The following is a 19,085-nucleotide window of genomic DNA, read 5'->3' as shown; positions in this document are numbered from 1 at the left end:
CCCCCTAAGTATGAAGCTTATGATGACTGACTATATACCTATTTACTAAAATAGATTTTTTAAATTCTCCGTAAACGGTGCCTTTACAATCCCTTTTTCCGTAATAATTGCTGTTATATTTGCATGTGGCGTAACATCAAATGCTGGATTGTATACTTTACTTCCTTTCGGAGCTGAATATTGTCCGAAACGATTGATTATTTCAGAAGCATCTCTTTCTTCGATCGGAATTTCGTTTCCTGTCGGTGTGTTTAAATCAATTGTCGGTGTTGGTGCTGCTACATAAAACGGAATGTTATAGTATTTAGCTAAAATAGATACGCCTAATGTTCCAATTTTATTTGCTACATCACCATTTGCTGCTACTCGGTCACAGCCGACGATTACCGCATCAATCTTCCCTTGTGACATGACCATAGCTGCCATATTATCGGTAATGACTGTTACATCAATTCCCGCTCGCTGTAGTTCTAATGCTGTTAACGTTGAACCTTGTAATCTAGGTCGTGTTTCATCAGAGTAGATTTTAAGGTCCCATCCTTTTTCTTTCGCTAAATACATTGGAGCTGTCGCAGTACCATACTTAGTCGTTGCTAACGCACCTGCATTACAATGAGTTAATAATCCCATGCCATCATGGAATAATGTTAATGCATGTTCTCCAATTTGACGGTTAATTTCTTCATCTTCTCTATGAATCTCTTTTGCCTCTTCTAACAATCTATCTTTCAACGGTGCAATCGATAAGTGAACATTATCTATCGCTACACTTTCCATTCTTTCCAGCGCCCAAAATAAATTTACTGCCGTCGGTCTTGATGTTGCTAAATATGCACATACCCTTTTTACTTCTTCAATACATCCTTCTACCGTACTTTCAGCAAATTCCTTTACCCCTAAATACACACCATACGCTGCTGAAACCCCAATCGCTGGTGCACCTCGCACTTTCATGACTTGAATTGCATCCCACACACTTTCAGCTGTTTTGAAAGATTCATAGACAACTTCGTTCGGTAATAACGTTTGATCTAATAAAACTAAAGCATCATCTTTCCATTGAATTGGTATTAATTGCTCTTTCATCATTTTCTCTCCTTACTTCGCGCTATGAATGGACTGTTTTTTTAACGTTTCTACAAAACTCGTACCTGTTTTATATTGATTCGCTCGTAAAATAAACTTCTTCGCTACTTGAAGACAAATTCGCTCCGCTCTAGCACGTGCTTCATCATTCTCAATACAAGTAATATCCTTTACTTTTGCTAATCCAACAATACGACGAATTAACTCAAGACCCGTCACTGCAGCTGTATCCTCTAACACAGATTGTAAATATACGCCATTAAAGCCTTCTTCCTTCGCCATGATTTCTGTCACATGAATATCCCAAGCAACTAAAAACTTCTTCTTAAATAAATCAATTACCTCTACCATCGTCGTTTTTAGCCAATCCATATACGTATCTTTCTCAGCTCCAGGTAGCATCGTTGCATCTGCATTCACCCAAGCAAATATTAAATTCGCCATTACATTCCCAATGTCATATCCCATAGGTCCATAAAAAGCAAACTCAGGATCAATAACTTTTGTAGAATCACTTTTTACGAAAACAGAACCAGTATGTAAATCACCGTGAAGCAACGCCTGCGCATTCGTCATAAAAGAAAACTTAAGTTTCGCTACTTCCATACGAAGCTCTTTATCACTATAAATATGCTCTCTAATCCATCCTTCATTTAATTGAAATAACTCATTACGTTTATTATGATTTGTAAATGGTTCAGAGTATACGAGGTCCTCTGTAATCTCACATAACTCTGGATTTATATAATTCTTCACAAGTTCCTTCTTCTCTTTATGATTCATTACAACATCTGATGTTAATAGAAGAGTATTTACCATAAAAGTAGTTAAATCTTCAGCAAGCCTCGGAAATATTTGATGATTTATAAGTGCTGTACGTAATATTGTGTGATCTGATAAGTCCTCCATCACGCAACAATTCATCACACTATCAAACAAATATACTTTTGGAACAAGCCCAGGTGCTAACTCCTCCTCTAACTGCAAAACATCTGATTCTATACGAATACGATTCGTCGACAACTTAAACTCATCTGAAATACGTGCTGTATTCCCGGCCTGCTTTACGATGACAGACATGGTCTTTTTTTCATCCCAAACGCGGAACACATAATTTAAATTACCATCACCTATTTCTTTACACTGTAACCCCTTTGCATGTTCAAACTTAGATAATTTCTCTTTCACATATGCAATCACATCTTTATCTTCCATTAAAAAATACTTTGTGAACTTAGACATGGTTTCCCCTCCCACACTAATTGTAAGCGTTTTCTAAAGGCTATAAAAAAATAATAGGTTGAATGTTTTTCATCCTATATTATATATTCTTCTTTTTGAAAGATATATCTAGATTTTATTATATCTTGTTAGCACTTTGAGTCAATGTTTCTAATTATCATTGCAATATACTTCCTAATTATATATTTGAGCGGACAAAAATTGTTCAAAAAGATTCCGATTCATTTTATTTTATTTATCGCACAATTCTTTGTAAAATAGAAATAAGCAGTTCCTTTTCAAATCTACAACTTCTAAGAAATCTCTCCTTCCTAAGAATTTATACTTACACCATGTCTCTAACATACACACTACTCTTTCAAACACTCATTGAAAATTTATGACATGAAAATTACCTTTTCATTCCCTAATAACCTTAATTGAGAATAAATATTAATTAAATTGGTATAAAGTTGGTTTATTCTCTTGACAAAATAACCACTTCTATATGATAATTAATATCGAATTAGAATTATTATAGTTAATTAAAAAATATATTTTATGAGCAAACTATTTTTTGATGCTCAAAACCAACATTTAGGAGGAAATTTAATATGTTATTAATCGGCACAGAAGTAAAACCGTTTAAAGCTAATGCTTACCATAATGGAGAATTTATCCAAGTTACTGACGAAAGTTTAAAAGGAAAATGGAGTGTAGTTTGTTTCTACCCAGCTGACTTCACATTCGTTTGCCCAACTGAACTTGAAGACTTACAAAACCAATATGCAACTCTAAAAGACTTAGGCGTTGAAGTATACTCTGTATCTACAGACACTCACTTCACTCACAAAGCATGGCATGATAGCTCAGAAACTATCGGCAAAATCGAATACATTATGATTGGTGACCCAACTCGCACAATCACTACAAACTTCAACGTTTTAATGGAAGAAGAAGGTCTTGCTGCTCGTGGTACATTCATCATCGATCCAGACGGCGTTATCCAATCTATGGAAATCAACGCTGACGGTATCGGCCGTGATGCAAGCATTCTTGTTAACAAAATTAAAGCAGCTCAATACGTACGTAACAACCCAGGTGAAGTTTGCCCAGCTAAATGGCAAGAGGGTTCTGCAACACTTAAACCAAGCCTTGACCTTGTAGGCAAAATCTAAGGAGTTCGATCAAAATGATACTAGATGCAGATATAAAAACACAACTATCCCAATACCTTCAGTTAATGGAGAACGATATTTTACTTAAAGTTAGCTCAGGAGACGATAATGTATCTAAAGATATGTTATCTCTAGTAGATGAATTAGCTACTATGTCATCAAAGATTACAGTAGAAAAAGTTGAACTAGAGAGAACACCAAGCTTTAGTGTAAATCGCCCTGATGAAGACACTGGTGTAGTATTCGCTGGTATTCCATTAGGACACGAATTTACTTCATTAGTGTTAGCTTTACTACAAGTTAGTGGACGTGCTCCAAAAGTTGAACAAAAATTAATCGATCAAATTAAAAACATTCAAGGCGAATATCATTTTGAATCTTATATCAGCCTAAGTTGTCATAACTGTCCTGATGTTGTACAAGCTCTTAACGTAATGAGCGTTCTTAACTCTGGTATTACACATACTATGATTGATGGCGCTGCATTCAAAGAGGAAGTAGAAAGCAAAGACATCATGGCAGTACCAACAGTTTTCCTAAATGGCGAATCTTTCGGAAGCGGTCGTATGACACTTGAAGAAATTTTAGCTAAAATGGGTAACGGTCCAGATGCATCAGAGCTTTCTGATAAAGATCCATACGATGTTCTTGTTGTTGGTGGCGGCCCAGCTGGTGCAAGTGCAGCAATTTATGCAGCACGTAAAGGCATCCGCACTGGTATCGTTGCTGAGCGCTTCGGTGGTCAAGTAATGGATACTATGGGTATTGAGAACTTCATCAGCGTAAAACGCACTGAAGGTCCTAAGCTAGTAGCAAGCCTTGAAGAGCACGTAAAAGAATACGACATCGATGTAATGAATCTACAACGTGCGAAACGTTTAGAGAAAAAAGAACTTATTGAAGTGGAACTTGAAAACGGCGCTATTCTGAAAAGTAAGAGCGTAATCGTTTCTACAGGTGCTCGCTGGCGTAATGTTGGCGTACCAGGTGAAGCTGAGTTCAAAAATAAAGGTGTAGCATACTGCCCACACTGTGACGGTCCATTATTCATCGGAAAAGATGTAGCAGTTATTGGCGGAGGTAACTCTGGTATTGAAGCAGCTATCGACTTAGCAGGTATTGTTAAGCACGTAACTGTTCTTGAATTCATGCCAGAATTAAAAGCTGATGCTGTATTACAAGAGCGTCTTAACAGCTTACCAAACGTAACTGTTCTGAAAAACGTTCAAACGAAAGAAATCACTGGTACTGACAAAGTAAACGGTATTTCTTACATCGATCGTGAAACTGAAGAAGTTCATCACGTTGAATTACAAGGTGTATTCGTTCAAATCGGTCTTGTGCCAAACACAGACTGGTTAGGCGAAACAGTTGAACGCGCTCGCGGTGAAATCGTAACAGACAAGCACGGCGCTACAAACGTGCCAGGATTGTTTGCTGCAGGTGACTGTACAAATAATCCGTACAAACAAATCATCATCTCTATGGGTTCAGGTGCAAACGCTGCTTTAGGCGCATTTGATTACTTAATCCGTAACTAATAAAAAAAGCAGGTGCCTTAGCATCTGCTTTTTTATTATCCTAACGTATACACTAAAAACCTCTCATTCCCATTCTTCTCATAAGCACCTGGCAATCTAACTTCTTTCTTTAGCTCAAACGCAGTCTGATTTTCTAAGAAGAAAATATAGTCCTCAGAAGGATAATATAAAATAATATCCACTTCTCTCCCCGTTTCTTCTACTGAAAGCAAAATGTTATTGACTACATTCATAAACACTTGCACAGAAAACGGATTAAAGAAATAAAACCTATTATCATGTGGATCAATCTCATATTCCTGCGCTAAACAACATTGGAATTGAATTTTCCCCTTACTGTTTCGTGCCTTTCGTGCATAACGATCTCTATTATCCATCGCTTCTTTATAAAACTCTTCATTCATTTCAATTCCAACTGCTGAAGCACCACATTTATGATGCATATAAAAGTTTAATCGCCCTTTTCCGCACCCAAAGTCTACAATTCGGTCGCTACTTCGTATTTCATATTGATTCAATAACTCATCTAACCCGCTATACGGCGTCGGTTCATAGCGGTGATAATGCATAGACTTGTTAAACCCTTTTTGCTCACCGACTGTTTTTATATGTAAAACTGCATCGTAATATTGTTCGTTCATTCGTTTTCTCCTATTAAAAAATGGTACTTATTATTATACACCATGTACTGGAGGTTCATTTTTCATCAAATTAATAGGTCCGTGAAATTATATCAACGATTTTCTCAATATATCTATCGTAACTTCAAATATATCAACGATTTTCTCAATATATCTATCATAACTCAAAATATATCAACGGTTTTTCAAATATATCGATTTACCGACAATTCACGATAAAAAAACAGGAGCTCTCTAGCCCCTGTCTTCTAACACTTTCAATACAGTTTGCTTCAATATTTCTACCCCATCCATAATACAACTATGATCAAACCTCATATACGGATGGTGTAATCCAGGTTGTAGATCTGCTCCTAGTCCAAGCATGACAGCTTTTAAATGTGGTCTCTTCACTGTGTAGTAATGGAAGTCATCGCTTCCTGTCGTATAAAGCGGCCCTGTGCATTGCTCTTCTCCATACACTTCGAGAATGCCTTTACGCATGTAACGCTCCGCTTCTTCTGACACCTCTGCTCCTGGAGCAAGATCAATCCATTCGTATGAAGTTTTCGATCCCATTGATGCGGCTGATTCTATTACATGCTCTATCTTTTTCTTTAATTCTTCTAATAATGTATTATTCTCCGCTCTTACATCTAAGCTAAAATGGCCGTTACCTGGAATGATATTTAGATTATCTCCACCAGCTTGGCACCGCGTCATCTTCACTGAATATGAACTTTGTGGCGGCAACCATATATTTTTCAAACCGATATTAATCATGGAAATGACATCAATTGCATTCACACCTTGGTGTGGTCTTGCCCCATGTGCATCCTCCCCATGAATCATACCCTCTAGAAATCTTGCTGCTCCGTGACGAATAGATGGGGCTGCTTGTTTCAAAGATAATTCTTCGATTGGTCGTAAATGGACACCGAATAAGAAATCAGCATCATCTACAGCACCTTTCTCTACCATCTTTAAAGCACCATTTCCCTTCTCTTCTGCCGGTTGAAAAATAAATCTAACCGTTCCACTATCCCATCTCATATTTTTCAATTGTAAAATAAGCCCCATTACAATCGTCATATGAGCATCATGACCACACGAATGATTCGCTTTAAATTCTCCATCTACTTCTTGCCAAAGTGCATCCATATCAGCACGAATCGCAATAACCGGGTTCCCATTCCCAATCTCAGCGATTACGCCTGGGCAATCATCAAATGTTTTATATGAAATTCCTTCTTCTTTTAAAAAGTTAGTAATATAAGCTGTCGTTTCATACTCTTTCCAACTTACTTCAGGGTTTTCATGTAAATGCTGAAAAATTTCCGTTAAACGCTCTTGTAGTTCTAATGTTTTCAAAGCTCCATTCTCCTTCCCAAATTACAAACCATTCAGGTTAATTATACTTATGAAAAACAGATGTTTTTATGAACATATTGAATTTTAAGAAAAAAGTCAATTGTTTATTTTTAAACTTTTTAAAAGCTTACTCTGTATCTATATTACAAACTGAATAAACAACTAGAACATTCCTTATTTTCTGTTTTTTTGTTGACGCTTACATATATTTTTAGTTATCATAACCTAATAACCGTCTATTTTACGACAATTCTAAAAAATACAAACAAACATACGTAACAAGGAGGAAATTTATGAAAAAAGAAATACCTTTTGGAATAGCGATTATCCCTATTATCATTACCGTTGCAGTTATGATGGTTACAATTGTTGTATTAAAACAAAGCCCTCACGTTCCACTTATTATCGGTACGACCGTTGCTTCTATCGTCGCTTGGCGTTACGGTTACAAATGGAATGATCTTGAAGAAGCAATGTATAAAGGGATTCGTCTTGCATTACCCGCTATCGTCATTATTATTCTTGTTGGCTTAACAATCGGTGCTTGGATTGGCGGTGGAATCGTCGCAACAATGATTTATTACGGTTTAAAACTTTTAACTCCATCACTATTTTTAGTATCCATTACCATTATCTGTTCTATCGTTGCATTAGCGATTGGTAGCTCTTGGTCTACAATGGGAACAATTGGTGTTGCCGGAATGGGCATTGGTCTAAGTATGGGTATTCCAGCTCCAATGGTTGCTGGTGCCATTATTTCAGGCTCTTATTTTGGCGATAAAATGTCACCGCTTTCAGACACAACAAACTTAGCCGCAGGATTAACAAATACAGATTTATTCGCACATATTCGTCATATGTTATTTACTACAATTCCAGGTTTAATTATTACTCTTATCGTCTATGCTTTCTTAGGAAGAAGCTTCGGTGATAACAATATTGATGCGCAAAGCATCGATCAAACATTACAAGTCTTACAACAAAACTTTGTTATTTCACCTTTCCTATTAATCATACCCGTAGCCGTTATGGTATTGGTCGCTAAAAAGGTTCCTGCCATACCAGCCATTCTCGTCGGTATTATTTTAGGATTCTTATCACAAGTCTTTATTCAAGGTGGTTCTGTCTCAGCATCTGTCGGTGCACTCCAAGCTGGATTTGTTATAGACACTGGAAACAAGCTAGTAGACGAACTATTTAACCGCGGTGGCTTAGATTCGATGATGAATACAGTCTCTATGACAATTGTCGCTATGACTTTCGGAGGAGTATTAGAACATACAGGTATTCTTCGCTCAATTGTAAATCAAATTTTAAAGTTAGCAAAATCAGCAAAAGGGCTTATCGCTTCTACTATCGCATCTTGTTTTGCAACAAACCTTACTTGCTCTGAACAATATATTTCAATTGTTGTTCCTTCAAGAATGTACGCAAATGCATACACAGAAAAAGGACTACATTCAAAAAATTTATCCAGAGCATTAGAAGATGGCGGAACATTAACTTCTGTCTTCGTTCCTTGGAATACGTGCGGTGTATTTATTCTCGCTACACTTGGCGTAGGTGCATTTGAATATGCCCCTTATGCTATTTTGAATTTCATCGTACCTATTATCTCAATCATTTATGGTATAACAGGCTTCACAATTGTAAAACTATCAGACATTGAAAAAGCAGAACTACTAAAGAAACAAAAAGCGCAACTAGAAGCTTAAAAATAGCGGTAAATTCAGTTCATATAGTGCGCGAGGTCGCCCTTGTTGATAGGGCATTTCCTCGCCGCAAATATGAGCATACCCGTAATCAACTAATTTTTTTAACAATCTTTCTGTCGATCGCCGGGTCACTTGTAAGTACTCAGAAAGGTCAGCTGCTGTAAACTTCAATGACGGATGCGATTGACTAAATTGAATGATTTTTGACAAGTTGGCCGGACTAAGCTTCGTTTCCTTCGCTATTTTCATTAGTTCCGGATTATCATTTTTCAAACTTTGTACTCTCTGTTCTTTCGGGAACGGACCAAATAAATCTTTATCACTTGTTAGTATATAAAAACAACGATCTATTGGATTATTCTTTGCAAAACTTTGAGCAATTTTTGCATTTTGCTCCGCCTCTTTCACGGTTTTTCCATAACCAAATCCAATAGCTATCGTTCCTTCTACGCTCGCAAACAAGTTATGTATCGCATTTGTTTTAATAATCGATTCGATATCACCACGAGTTGTATACAAAATGCATGTCATTTCATCCACTTGTTTAAATGAACCACGTAGTTCTTTTGAAATGACATCTAGTTTTTCAAGCACACTCGTTCGTAATTCTAAGGAAGAAATAATACAAGCACCAACAGTAGCTGAATAGCTTTTTGCTAACTCAGCTTTTATTTTTGCATCTTTTAGCCCATGTATAATGGACTGTGTTGGATCAATCATACGCTCTGAAGGAACACCTATTTTTTGAAGCTCATCGTAAACAGCGTGAATACTAGTTAAAGCTAAATGAGCCTCTACGGATTGATATTTAGCTACATGAAAATCAATGACTCTATTTATTTCCTCTTTACTCCACAACATATTTTCATAATCCAACACTTGTGGCTTTTCTTTTATACCGATATCGCGGCATACATTTGTAATAAACGAACGGTCTACTAAATCGATTGAAATTTTATGCGGTTGAATACCTTGATGATACATGACAGAAAGAAGTGAAGATGCAACCGTTGTCTCATCTTGCTGTAAGTACGTACTTGGAATTCGTAATTGTTCTCTTATTTCTTTTGCCATATAATAAGGTAAGGCACCTGAGAAAAAGATAACATCACAAGGCTTTAAACGCTTTAATAGTTCAGAAGATTCTGCCGGGTGAAGGTAAACATATGGATCAATTTCTATTTCTTCTAATTTATGAGCAATAGGGAAAAGGTTCTCCATAAACTCCTTTGAACCGACAACTGCAATTTTTATTATCATTTTCTCTAACTCCTTATTATTAATTAACGACTATTTAACGTCAACTATATCAAATGTATAAAACTATTGTAAACAGGAAGGGGTTTCTATTCAATGAAAATCACAGCTATTCACCTTTACGCAATTCGTTTACCACTTCGCAATCCGTTTGTTATTAGTTATGGTTCTTATTCTGATATGCCTTCTATTATCGTCAAAATGGAAACAGACGAAGACATTATCGGTTACGGTGAAGGCGTTGCTGATGATCACGTCACAGGTGAATCATGGGAAAGTACTTTCCATACTTTAAAACATACGCTAGCTCCTGTTCTAATCGGGAAAAATCCAATGAATATTGAAAGAATACACGATATAATGGACAATACCATTTACGGTGTGCCGACAGCAAAAGCTGCGATTGATATTGCTTGCTTTGATATAATGGGCAAAAAACTAAAACAACCTGTATATCAATTAATTGGCGGGCGCTACCATGAAGAATTTCCTATCACTCACGTTTTAAGCATTGCTCCTCCAGAAGATATGGCGAAAGAAGCTGTTTCCATGATTCAGAAAGGTTATCAATCTTTCAAAATGAAAGTCGGTACGAATGTAAAAGAAGATGTAAAAAGAATTGAAGCTGTGCGTGAACGTGTAGGAAATGACATCGCCATTCGTGTTGATGTGAACCAAGGCTGGAAAAATAGCGCAAATACATTAACTGCACTTCGTTCATTAGGACATTTAAATATCGACTGGATTGAACAACCTGTTGTAGCGGATGATATTGACGCAATGGCTCATATTCGTTCGAAAACAGACCTTCCGCTTATGATTGATGAGGGATTAAAAAGTTCTCGTGAAATGCGCCAAATTATTAAATTAGACGCAGCTGATAAAGTAAATATAAAACTAATGAAATGCGGCGGCATATATCCCGCAGTAAAGCTCGCTCATCAAGCAGAAATGGCCGGCATTGAATGCCAAGTGGGATCAATGGTCGAATCATCCGTTGCCTCTTCCGCAGGATTCCACGTCGCTTTCTCAAAAAAAATCATTACAAGTGTTGAACTTACAGGTCCGTTAAAATTCACGAAAGATATCGGAAACCTACATTACGACGTACCATTCATTCGCTTAAAAGAAAAGCCGGGACTAGGCATTGAAATAAACGAAGATACATTACAAGAACTAACCGTCTTTCAAGACGTTGTACGCTAAAGGAGGACTAACGCATGACTGTTCTATATGAAGGAACATTAAAACAAAACGAACAACCATTTCACGTTACATTACTATCAAGAAAGCACATCGAACAAATTTTATCATTACAAAACATTATAGTTGAAGCGTTGGAAGATAAAAGTCGTTTACAACCACTCTCACAAGAAGAATTTCAATATATTCTAGAAGGAAACGGCATGATGATCGGTGCTTTTATTAAAAACAAACTCATTGCATTTCGCGCTCTACTCGTCCCTCCTATCGACGATGAACATTTAGGGCTTGATATTGGTTTGCCAGAAAGTGAACTACACCGCGTCATCTATCAAGAAATCTCAAACGTTCATCCGAACTGTCGAGGAAATGGGATGCAAAAAATATTAGCAAACGTCATCATGGACGAATTACAAAAAGAAGATAGCAAATATGATTATGTATGCTGCACTGTTGCTCCTTTTAACATTCCGAGCTTGAAGGATAAGTTTGCGCAAGGGATGGAGATTGCTGCGCTGAAGGAGAAGTATGGTGGTAGTCTGCGGTATGTTTTTGTGAAGAAATTGCGCGGAGATAAAGAAAGAGATTGGACAGATGTTCAAAGTATTCTAATGAGTGATGCTAATGGACAGCAGGCTTTGCTTTCGGAGGGGTATCGTGGGTATGAAATGGAGAAAATGGATGGGGATTTTGTTGTGATGTTTGGACGCTAATCTATATACTCGAAAAGAGGAGATGTCTGCTGTGACATCTCCTTTTACTTTCTCTTCATTGAACATATCGATTGCAACTCCAAATATATCAGCGATTTTCAAAATATATCGGCGCAACTCTAAATATATCAGCGATTTTCAAAATATATCGGCGCAACTCTAAATATATCAGCGATTTTCGAAATATATCGGCGCAACTCTAAATATATCAGCGATTTTCGAAATATATCGACTTACCGACAAAGATTGACAATAATTGCAACCTATACAAAGCGCAACATTAGACCGTCATTTTCCAACTAGATAAGGCTAACCAATTCTCCATTTCTTTATAATCAGGCATTATCTTCCCGACAAGACGCCAAAAAGAGCGATCATGATTTAAATGAACCATATGACACATTTCATGAATGACTACATAGTCAATTACTCGCTGTGGTGCCATTGCTAGCTTCCAATTGAATGTTAGTTGTAAATTCGAATCACAAGTACCCCAAGTACGACTACTATCTGTAATACGAATAGAACGTGGTTTTGTCTTAAAGTTACTTTGATGCACTTTAATGCTCTTCTCTACTAAAGTTTTACACTGCTTATAATAAAATCGTTTTAAAGCTTGCTGTATTTTCTCATCCTTTAGCTCTTTTACATAAATATGTAACTTATCCCCTTCAAAAATCGCATTGTCTTGCTCAATGCTTGCATCTTGGGAAATCTGTATCGGATACGTATTCCCTAGATACAAAAAGCCTTCTCCTTGATCGTAATCCTTTTCCTGTGGTCCACGCGCTCGCTCCGCCATTTCCTTACGAGTTGTCTGAATCCAATTCCACTTTTCCTCTAGCAACTGGACTAAGTATTCAACAGGTGTCCCTTTCGGAGCCTGCACTTCCACATTTCCGTACGAATCCACAAAAAGACGCACGGACTTTTTCTTCTTATAAGTTATATGAAAATTAATTGTCTCACCTAAATATGTATGTACCATTTCATCACCTAGCATAGTATTTTTACAAATAAAAAAGAGTAGGATACGAACGTCCTACTCTACCTATTATATCATTTACTGCTTTAACGAACTCATTATCCTCTATACTTTACACCTAATCCCTTAATGAAATTCCTTGCGTATCTATCGCCGCACTCTTTGTAATTTTTATGACCTTTTTTTCTTAATAGAGCGCCTAACTCTCCTTTTGTTACCGTAACGCCCACGCTATCTAATATATCAATTACATCCTCAGTCGTTAAAGATAGTGCGATTTTCATTTTCTTTAGAAGAAGGTTATTGGCACTCTCCTTGCTCTGTACAGGTGCCGGTTGTTCAGGTTTCGGGTCTTGCTTTCCTCTTTTTAAAGTAATAAATCCATTTAAAAATGACTCTAACATCATCATGTCGCATGTTTTTACGTACTCATCTTCGATTACATCAGCATCTTCAGGTTCATGTTGAGGAGCTCTTTTTATTTTTGTAAGCATATCAACTACGTCTTCTTTCGTTACTTCCATCCCGCCAAGTTTAAAGATTTCCACCATATCTATATCTCTTATATCTAAAGCATATCTTACTCTCTTTAATATATCGTTGTTGCTCATTGCCATTGTTTTGCCTCCTGAAATGTTGATTATAGTAATGCTTTTAGCATGTATAAATGAATGTCGTCAAGTTACTACTTTAACATTTTAGGGGGAGGTTTTGTAGTCTTAGGTGGATTAATGCTTTTGGGGATGATTTTAAAACAGCAACATATGTTGTTTAGGTACTTGATATTATCCATTTATACCCAATTAAATTATTTAATTGGGTATAAAAATGCTGAACGAAATTTCGGACATGAGGACCCAATGCTAACAGAATATACATATGGAGAGTCAGGAGCTAATACCGAAAAGCTCCTAAAAGTACAGAAGGGAGATTCACTATTAATTAACACACTTGAAAATGGACTAACCTAATATCGGTTAGTCCATTTCTTTTTATGCAACTCTAATTTAGTGGGCAACTCAAACATGAATGTTACGCAAAATTCAGGTGAAATATATTGATTATGTTTACTTAGGCTTTACTTTTTATTTGCGGTACGGTTCACCGTAACTAATCTACACGAGGTTATTGTTTATTATTTGCATAATTAAATTTAACAAAAAAAGTCGTGCCTTCCGATCCTGTTTGAATTTCTATTTTTGCATTATGACGGGCAGCAATGGCATAACATATACCTAGCCCCAATCCAGTTCCATTATCTTTGGTCGTGTAAAATGGAGTACCCAGTTTCTCTAATACTTCAGGTCTGATACCTTTTCCTTGATCACGCACTGCAAGCACCACACAATTTTGACCTTCCTTGTAGGTACTGATGGTTAGAACTTGCCCTGTGCTCATCGCTTCTAAGCCATTACGGTATAGGTTTATTAATAATTGCCGTATCTCATTACGATTTAAAAGTAATTCCGGAATGTCATTTGTATCGACTTGAATATATTTATTTTGATTATGCGTATCAATCTTTATTAAAGGAATCGTATCATGAATAATTAAATTTAAATCTAACATCTGCAAATCCGATTTCTTTGTATTACCCATTGAGAGAAATTCAGTAATAATAGAATTGGAGCGGTCAAGTTCTTCTATCATTAAATTAAAGTACTTATTATGTTTCTCATAGATGTTCTCTTCTTTTAATAACTGCAAAAATCCTCGTACTGTTGTCATTGGATTTCTAATCTCATGGCTAATACCTACTGCCATTTGCCCTATTAAATCTATGTTTGATAACCTTTTCAATTCCTGCTCATATTGCTTTTTTTCCGTTATGTTTTTAAAAATACAACAAATACCATCATCATACGGGTATGCACTAACTTCGTACCAATATTCATCAGATATAGAAAGAAATTCGAAATGAACTGTAGTTCGCTCTGACATTGCACTATGAAATTCCTTATACATAACTGTGTCGACGCTACTCGGGAAAACCTCCCGTATATTCTTGCCTAATACATCTTTTGCTGTTTTTCTTTGTGGAAAATATTGATGCTTATTTACGTACGTAAATTCCCATTTATTATTCAAAGTAAAGAATCCATCCGTAATACTTTCGATCACACTTGTAACTTTTTCATTAGCAGCAGCTAGTTCTCTCGTTCGCTCTTCCACCATGCTTTCAAGTTGATCCATATATAACAAGTTTGAAAACGTAGGAGCTGTGGCATCAACGATAGATTTTGCCAATTGAATTTGGGAATTATCGTAATTATAAAATTTTCCCTCTTTACCAACAACAATTACCCCTAATACTTCTCCCATTGAAACCAATGGGATCATCAAAAGACCCTTACTATCTATATTTTTTGTTTGAATAACCTCTTGGATCTTGGCGTCATAGCTTTTTTCCATCCAATCCACTTCTGTCCAATTACAGTCCTTACTTAACTTCGTTGTTTTAATCGTTTTTTTGTCTAACGGGTCTAAAAGGTGGGCAGCCACGTTTTTACTCTCTAAAATCTGTCCTAAGTAAAAAAAACATTTATCAAAACTCTCCTGTATCGAGGAACACATTGATAAATCACGGGTAACATTTAGTAACAACTGCTTCTCGGCAATAAGGTTTTCCTTTTGTGTTAAATTATTTGCGTTTTGAATTGCGACCGCAGCCATATTTACATAAGCTTCAACACTTTGAATTTCTGAATCTGTTAAGTTCATTGGAGTTCCATAATCAAATAAAAAAACCAGACCAAATAACTCTTGCCCGAATGAGATAGGCAAGGCTAATAAGGACTTAATTTTGAACGCATCAACTGGTCTAGGATCCGGCCGATGATCCTTTGAGGTATCAGGAATATAGATCGTTTTTTTGGTTTCAATAACTTCTTTTGCCAGTAAGTCTATTTCAGGATCAATTACTTGCGTATCGAGCGTTACACCATTTATGGTCTCTGGTTTTCCTGCAAACCCTCTAAATGTTCCATCTTCCTGGGGTAAATAAATTCCAACAGCATTGCACCTAACAATCTCCTCTGATATCGCCATTGTTACACGCTGCAATACTTCACGTAGTTCTAATTTTGTATTTATTATTTTTGTTATATTCGCGAGCCTAGAATATCTCGCCTGATCACTTAACATTCATATGGCCTCCAATTATAGGCATAATAAAATAAACATGATAATATCAGTGAAAATCAAGATCAACCGGCCATTTCCGATTTTCTCCTGTATTCTTTTCTTCCCCCTGTTTTACATAGAATACCTCACTTACTTATGATACAGCTCACCTTAATTAAACTGAAACAAACGCTCATAAAATCGATACACCCCATCAGCTCTAACTTTCAAAAGTTACACTGTTTCACTATCTCCAGCCGTGTTAACACTTGCCTCAAACTTATCAAGCAACGCACGCACCTCATCAGTCGATTTCGTGCTCATCAATTGATTTCTTAGTTCAGCAGCTCCAGGGAATCCTTTTACATAAATTTTGAAAAAGCGATGAAGCCCTGTGATTGAACGTGGTAGTACTTCCGCATATTGATCTTGAAGATCAAGCTGTAGTCTTAGAAGATCAAGGTGTTCTTTACTGCTATGTTCTCTCGGCTCTTTTTCAAAAGCAAATGGATTTTTAAAGATTCCTCGTCCAATCATAACGCCATCAATACCGTATTTTTCAGCAAGTTCCATTCCAGTTTGACGATCAGGAATGTCTCCATTGATTGTTATTAACGTATTTGGTGCAATGCGGTCACGTAATTTTTTAATTTCCGGAATTAGTTCCCAGTGCGCATCTACTTGGCTCATTTCTTCTCTTGTACGTAAATGAATAGAAAGGTTTGCAATATCTTGTTTAAAAATATGCGTTAACCAATCTTCCCACTCACTTAACTCTTTAAAGCCAAGTCGCGTTTTTACGCTGACAGGTAATCCGCCCGCTTTTGCTGCTTGAATTAATTCTGCTGCAACGTCTGGACGTAGAATAAGGCCGCTACCTTTTCCTCTCGATGCTACATTCGGTACTGGGCATCCCATATTAATATCGATACCTTTAAATCCTAACTCTGCCATACCTATACTCATTTGACGAAAATATTCAGGATTATCTCCCCAAATATGTGCTACCATTGGTTGTTCATCTTCTGTAAAAATTAAACGGCCACGTACACTTTTCATACCTTCTGGATGGCAATAGCTATCCGAGTTTGTAAACTCTGTGAAGAATACATCCGGTCGGCCAGCTTCACTTACTACGTGACGGAAAACGACGTCTGTCACATCTTCCATTGGTGCAAGTACGAAAAATGGTCGTGGTAATTCACGCCAAAAATTATCTATCATTTCAAATTCAAATCCTCTCATTATGAATGCAATTTCAAACTCTCAATTTATAATTTGTGAAAATCAGCAATATTTATTTTAACTAAAATCGCTTATGAATGGTATTTTTGTAAACCAAAAAGCAGATGGTATAGATTTTTCCTATATCAACTGCTTTTCTATTATACCAACTTAAGCCAAGCCACACACTCCACATGAGTCGTATGCGGGAACATATCAACAGGCTGTACTTCCTGTGTTTTATATCCGCCTTCTTCTAGTACTTTTAAGTCGCGTGCTAATGTTGCTGGGTTACATGATACGTATACGACGCGCTTTGGTTTCATGTCGATGATTGTGTTTAATAGCGCTTCGTCACAACCTTTACGCGGTGGGTCTACGACCATTGTGTCGGCGATTACGCCTTCTTTGTACCATTTTGGAATGACTACTTCTGCTTCTCCTACGCCAAATTCAGCGTTTGTCATGTTGTTTAGTGCTGCGTTACGGTTTGCGTCTTCGATTGCTTCTGGGACGATTTCAACGCCGTACACTTTTTTCGCTTTTTGCGCTAGGAATAAAGAGATTGATCCGATTCCGCAATATGCATCAATTACTGTTTCGTTACCATCTAACTTTGCGTATTCTAGCGTTTTATCGTATAGCACTTTCGTTTGTTCTGGGTTTACTTGATAAAATGAACGTGCTGAAATCGCGAATTTAATGTCACCGATAAAGTCATAAATATATTCTGATCCGTACAGTACTGTCGTTGTATCACCGAAAATAACGTTTGTACGTTTCGTATTTACGTTTTGAACGATTGATTTTACTTCTGGGAATTTCGCTGCAATTTCTTCAATGATTGCTTTTTTGTTTGGTAATTCTGCTGTACGTGTAATGAAGACAAGCATAATTTCCCCTGTTACTTGTCCGTAGCGAGCCATTACGTGGCGTAGTGTTCCTTTGTTACGCTCTTCATTGTATGCCGAGATACCATGTTTCTCACAAATACGTTTCACTTCTTGAATCAATGCATCGTTTTCTTCTGCCTGAATTAAGCATGATTCCATATTAATGATGTCATGCGTTCCTTGACGATAGAAGCCAGCTACAAGTCCGCCTTCACGTTCCCCAATCGGTACTTGTGCTTTATTACGGTATACCCATGGGTTTTTCATGCCTAGTACAGGATGAACAGGGACATCGCTTAACCCGCCGATACGCTGCATAACGTCACGTACTTGTTTTTCTTTCGCTTGTAATTGTCCTTCATATGTTAAGTGCTGAAGCTGACAACCGCCGCACTGGTTGTATACTGGGCATTCTGCATCTTTACGATACGGGCTCTCTGTATGAAGTTTTATCAAACGACCAAACGCAAAGTTTTTCTTCACTTTAATAATTTTAATTTGTGCTTCTTCACCTGGTAGTCCGTTTTTAACGAAAATAGGATAACCCTTTATTTTCGCAACACCGGCACCATCGTGTGTTAAATCTTCAAATACTACATCTATAAACTCGTTTTTTTCAACTGGTGGCGTCATTTTTGTACTCATTTTCCGACCTCTCTTTTTCATAACACTGCGTTACATTTTATCATACTTATATGGTCTATTTCTATTGGAAGAAAAAAAGCTATTGACGATAGTTCTCTAGTAATGTTACGCTACTACTAATTTAATACGGACGATGTTACCTCATATATACTCGATAATATGGATCGAGAGTTTCTACCCGGCAACCTTAAATTGCTGGACTATGGGGAAAACTAATGAATATTAGCCTATGCGCAAAAAAGGACTCATATTGATTAGCTTTCTCTCATAGATGAAAGTGAATCCATATGGGTCTTTTTTTTATTTTTAC

16 protein-coding genes and 1 riboswitch are annotated in these 19,085 nt (G+C 36.9%); of the genes, 6 read left to right on the top strand and 10 right to left on the bottom strand.

Going from position 1 to position 19,085, the window contains the following annotated elements:
- Positions 1–45 precede the first annotated feature (45 nt).
- Both mtnA and mtnK read right to left on the bottom strand, forming a co-directional pair.
- Positions 46–1,089, bottom strand: coding sequence for an S-methyl-5-thioribose-1-phosphate isomerase (gene mtnA / locus MHH42_RS01980; protein ID WP_098624022.1), 1,044 nt, complete (start codon positions 1,087–1,089; stop codon positions 46–48).
- Positions 1,090–1,098: 9 nt separating this feature from the next.
- The gene (mtnK, locus tag MHH42_RS01975; RefSeq protein ID WP_016107434.1) at positions 1,099–2,328 is read right to left on the bottom strand and encodes an S-methyl-5-thioribose kinase; all 1,230 of its coding nucleotides are present in this window, start codon (positions 2,326–2,328) and stop codon (positions 1,099–1,101) included.
- A gap of 593 nt (positions 2,329–2,921) precedes the next feature.
- Between mtnK and ahpC the strand changes: the two genes are divergently transcribed.
- Together ahpC and ahpF are read left to right on the top strand one after the other, a co-directional pair.
- The gene (gene ahpC, locus MHH42_RS01970) at positions 2,922–3,485 is read left to right on the top strand and encodes an alkyl hydroperoxide reductase subunit C (protein WP_000924420.1); all 564 of its coding nucleotides are present in this window, start codon (positions 2,922–2,924) and stop codon (positions 3,483–3,485) included.
- A 14-nt stretch (positions 3,486–3,499) separates the two neighbouring features.
- Positions 3,500–5,026 (top strand): alkyl hydroperoxide reductase subunit F, encoded by a 1,527-nt coding sequence (gene ahpF, locus MHH42_RS01965; protein ID WP_340892800.1) that lies wholly within the window; start codon positions 3,500–3,502, stop codon positions 5,024–5,026.
- 35 nt (positions 5,027–5,061) lie between these two features.
- Here the strand turns inward: ahpF and MHH42_RS01960 are convergent, their stop codons facing one another.
- Complete coding sequence (locus MHH42_RS01960; protein WP_001005626.1) at positions 5,062–5,667, bottom strand: SAM-dependent methyltransferase; 606 nt, start codon at positions 5,665–5,667, stop codon at positions 5,062–5,064.
- A gap of 234 nt (positions 5,668–5,901) precedes the next feature.
- Entirely contained in the window at positions 5,902–7,017 is a 1,116-nt protein-coding gene (locus tag MHH42_RS01955; protein ID WP_000853539.1) for a M20 peptidase aminoacylase family protein, read from the bottom strand.
- Positions 7,018–7,310: 293 nt separating this feature from the next.
- Here MHH42_RS01955 and nhaC point away from each other — a divergent pair, with 293 nt between their 5' ends.
- Entirely contained in the window at positions 7,311–8,732 is a 1,422-nt protein-coding gene (gene nhaC, locus MHH42_RS01950; RefSeq protein ID WP_000711508.1) for a Na+/H+ antiporter NhaC, read from the top strand.
- Here nhaC and MHH42_RS01945 read toward each other — a convergent pair.
- Positions 8,721–9,992 carry a transcriptional regulator gene (locus tag MHH42_RS01945; protein ID WP_340892797.1) on the bottom strand — a complete coding sequence of 424 codons (1,272 nt, stop codon included), beginning with the start codon at positions 9,990–9,992 and terminating at the stop codon, positions 8,721–8,723. The genes nhaC and MHH42_RS01945 overlap by 12 nt on opposite strands.
- A gap of 93 nt (positions 9,993–10,085) precedes the next feature.
- Between MHH42_RS01945 and MHH42_RS01940 the strand changes: the two genes are divergently transcribed.
- Positions 10,086–11,195, top strand: a complete 1,110-nt coding sequence (locus MHH42_RS01940) for a mandelate racemase/muconate lactonizing enzyme family protein (protein ID WP_340892795.1) — start codon at positions 10,086–10,088, stop codon at positions 11,193–11,195.
- 14 nt (positions 11,196–11,209) lie between these two features.
- On the top strand, positions 11,210–11,905 hold the full coding sequence (locus MHH42_RS01935; RefSeq protein WP_016107430.1) for a hypothetical protein: 696 nt from the start codon (positions 11,210–11,212) through the stop codon (positions 11,903–11,905).
- Positions 11,906–12,185: 280 nt separating this feature from the next.
- Here MHH42_RS01935 and MHH42_RS01930 read toward each other — a convergent pair whose 3' ends face one another.
- Positions 12,186–12,893, bottom strand: coding sequence for a M48 family metallopeptidase (locus tag MHH42_RS01930; protein WP_098637766.1), 708 nt, complete (start codon positions 12,891–12,893; stop codon positions 12,186–12,188).
- Positions 12,894–12,988: 95 nt separating this feature from the next.
- Positions 12,989–13,507, bottom strand: a complete 519-nt coding sequence (locus MHH42_RS01925) for a YehS family protein (RefSeq protein ID WP_340892788.1) — start codon at positions 13,505–13,507, stop codon at positions 12,989–12,991.
- A gap of 114 nt (positions 13,508–13,621) precedes the next feature.
- Between MHH42_RS01925 and MHH42_RS01920 the strand changes: the two genes are divergently transcribed.
- Positions 13,622–13,861 carry a hypothetical protein gene (locus MHH42_RS01920; protein ID WP_229181195.1) on the top strand — a complete coding sequence of 80 codons (240 nt, stop codon included), beginning with the start codon at positions 13,622–13,624 and terminating at the stop codon, positions 13,859–13,861.
- Positions 13,862–14,015: 154 nt separating this feature from the next.
- Here the strand turns inward: MHH42_RS01920 and MHH42_RS01915 are convergent, their stop codons facing one another.
- From MHH42_RS01915 to rlmD, 3 genes are all read right to left on the bottom strand, one after another.
- Positions 14,016–16,034, bottom strand: coding sequence for a GAF domain-containing sensor histidine kinase (locus tag MHH42_RS01915; protein WP_340892784.1), 2,019 nt, complete (start codon positions 16,032–16,034; stop codon positions 14,016–14,018).
- Between the two features lie 213 nt (positions 16,035–16,247).
- The gene (locus MHH42_RS01910; RefSeq protein WP_000566715.1) at positions 16,248–17,237 is read right to left on the bottom strand and encodes a tRNA dihydrouridine synthase; all 990 of its coding nucleotides are present in this window, start codon (positions 17,235–17,237) and stop codon (positions 16,248–16,250) included.
- 161 nt (positions 17,238–17,398) lie between these two features.
- Positions 17,399–18,775: a 23S rRNA (uracil(1939)-C(5))-methyltransferase RlmD gene (gene rlmD, locus MHH42_RS01905; RefSeq protein WP_000105007.1), complete on the bottom strand. Its 1,377-nt coding sequence runs from the start codon at positions 18,773–18,775 to the stop codon at positions 17,399–17,401.
- Positions 18,776–18,896: 121 nt separating this feature from the next.
- Positions 18,897–18,998, top strand: a riboswitch (purine riboswitch).
- Positions 18,999–19,085 lie beyond the last annotated feature (87 nt).

Source organism: Bacillus sp. FSL L8-0099, assembly GCF_038006385.1.
Lineage (GTDB): Bacteria > Bacillota > Bacilli > Bacillales > Bacillaceae_G > Bacillus_A > Bacillus_A toyonensis.
The sequence above is the reverse complement of the archived record's forward strand: the minus strand, read 5'-3'. Positions and strand labels throughout refer to the sequence as shown.

Coding starts and splice junctions, on each gene's coding strand:
- mtnA (WP_098624022.1), bottom strand. CDS start 1,089: ATGATGAAAGAGCAATTAATACCAATTCAATGGAAAGATGATGCTTTA.
- mtnK (WP_016107434.1), bottom strand. CDS start 2,328: ATGTCTAAGTTCACAAAGTATTTTTTAATGGAAGATAAAGATGTGATT.
- ahpC (WP_000924420.1), top strand. CDS start 2,922: ATGTTATTAATCGGCACAGAAGTAAAACCGTTTAAAGCTAATGCTTAC.
- ahpF (WP_340892800.1), top strand. CDS start 3,500: ATGATACTAGATGCAGATATAAAAACACAACTATCCCAATACCTTCAG.
- MHH42_RS01960 (WP_001005626.1), bottom strand. CDS start 5,667: ATGAACGAACAATATTACGATGCAGTTTTACATATAAAAACAGTCGGT.
- nhaC (WP_000711508.1), top strand. CDS start 7,311: ATGAAAAAAGAAATACCTTTTGGAATAGCGATTATCCCTATTATCATT.
- MHH42_RS01945 (WP_340892797.1), bottom strand. CDS start 9,992: ATGATAATAAAAATTGCAGTTGTCGGTTCAAAGGAGTTTATGGAGAAC.
- MHH42_RS01940 (WP_340892795.1), top strand. CDS start 10,086: ATGAAAATCACAGCTATTCACCTTTACGCAATTCGTTTACCACTTCGC.
- MHH42_RS01935 (WP_016107430.1), top strand. CDS start 11,210: ATGACTGTTCTATATGAAGGAACATTAAAACAAAACGAACAACCATTT.
- MHH42_RS01930 (WP_098637766.1), bottom strand. CDS start 12,893: ATGGTACATACATATTTAGGTGAGACAATTAATTTTCATATAACTTAT.
- MHH42_RS01925 (WP_340892788.1), bottom strand. CDS start 13,507: ATGGCAATGAGCAACAACGATATATTAAAGAGAGTAAGATATGCTTTA.
- MHH42_RS01920 (WP_229181195.1), top strand. CDS start 13,622: ATGCTTTTGGGGATGATTTTAAAACAGCAACATATGTTGTTTAGGTAC.
- MHH42_RS01915 (WP_340892784.1), bottom strand. CDS start 16,034: ATGTTAAGTGATCAGGCGAGATATTCTAGGCTCGCGAATATAACAAAA.
- MHH42_RS01910 (WP_000566715.1), bottom strand. CDS start 17,237: ATGATAGATAATTTTTGGCGTGAATTACCACGACCATTTTTCGTACTT.
- rlmD (WP_000105007.1), bottom strand. CDS start 18,775: ATGAGTACAAAAATGACGCCACCAGTTGAAAAAAACGAGTTTATAGAT.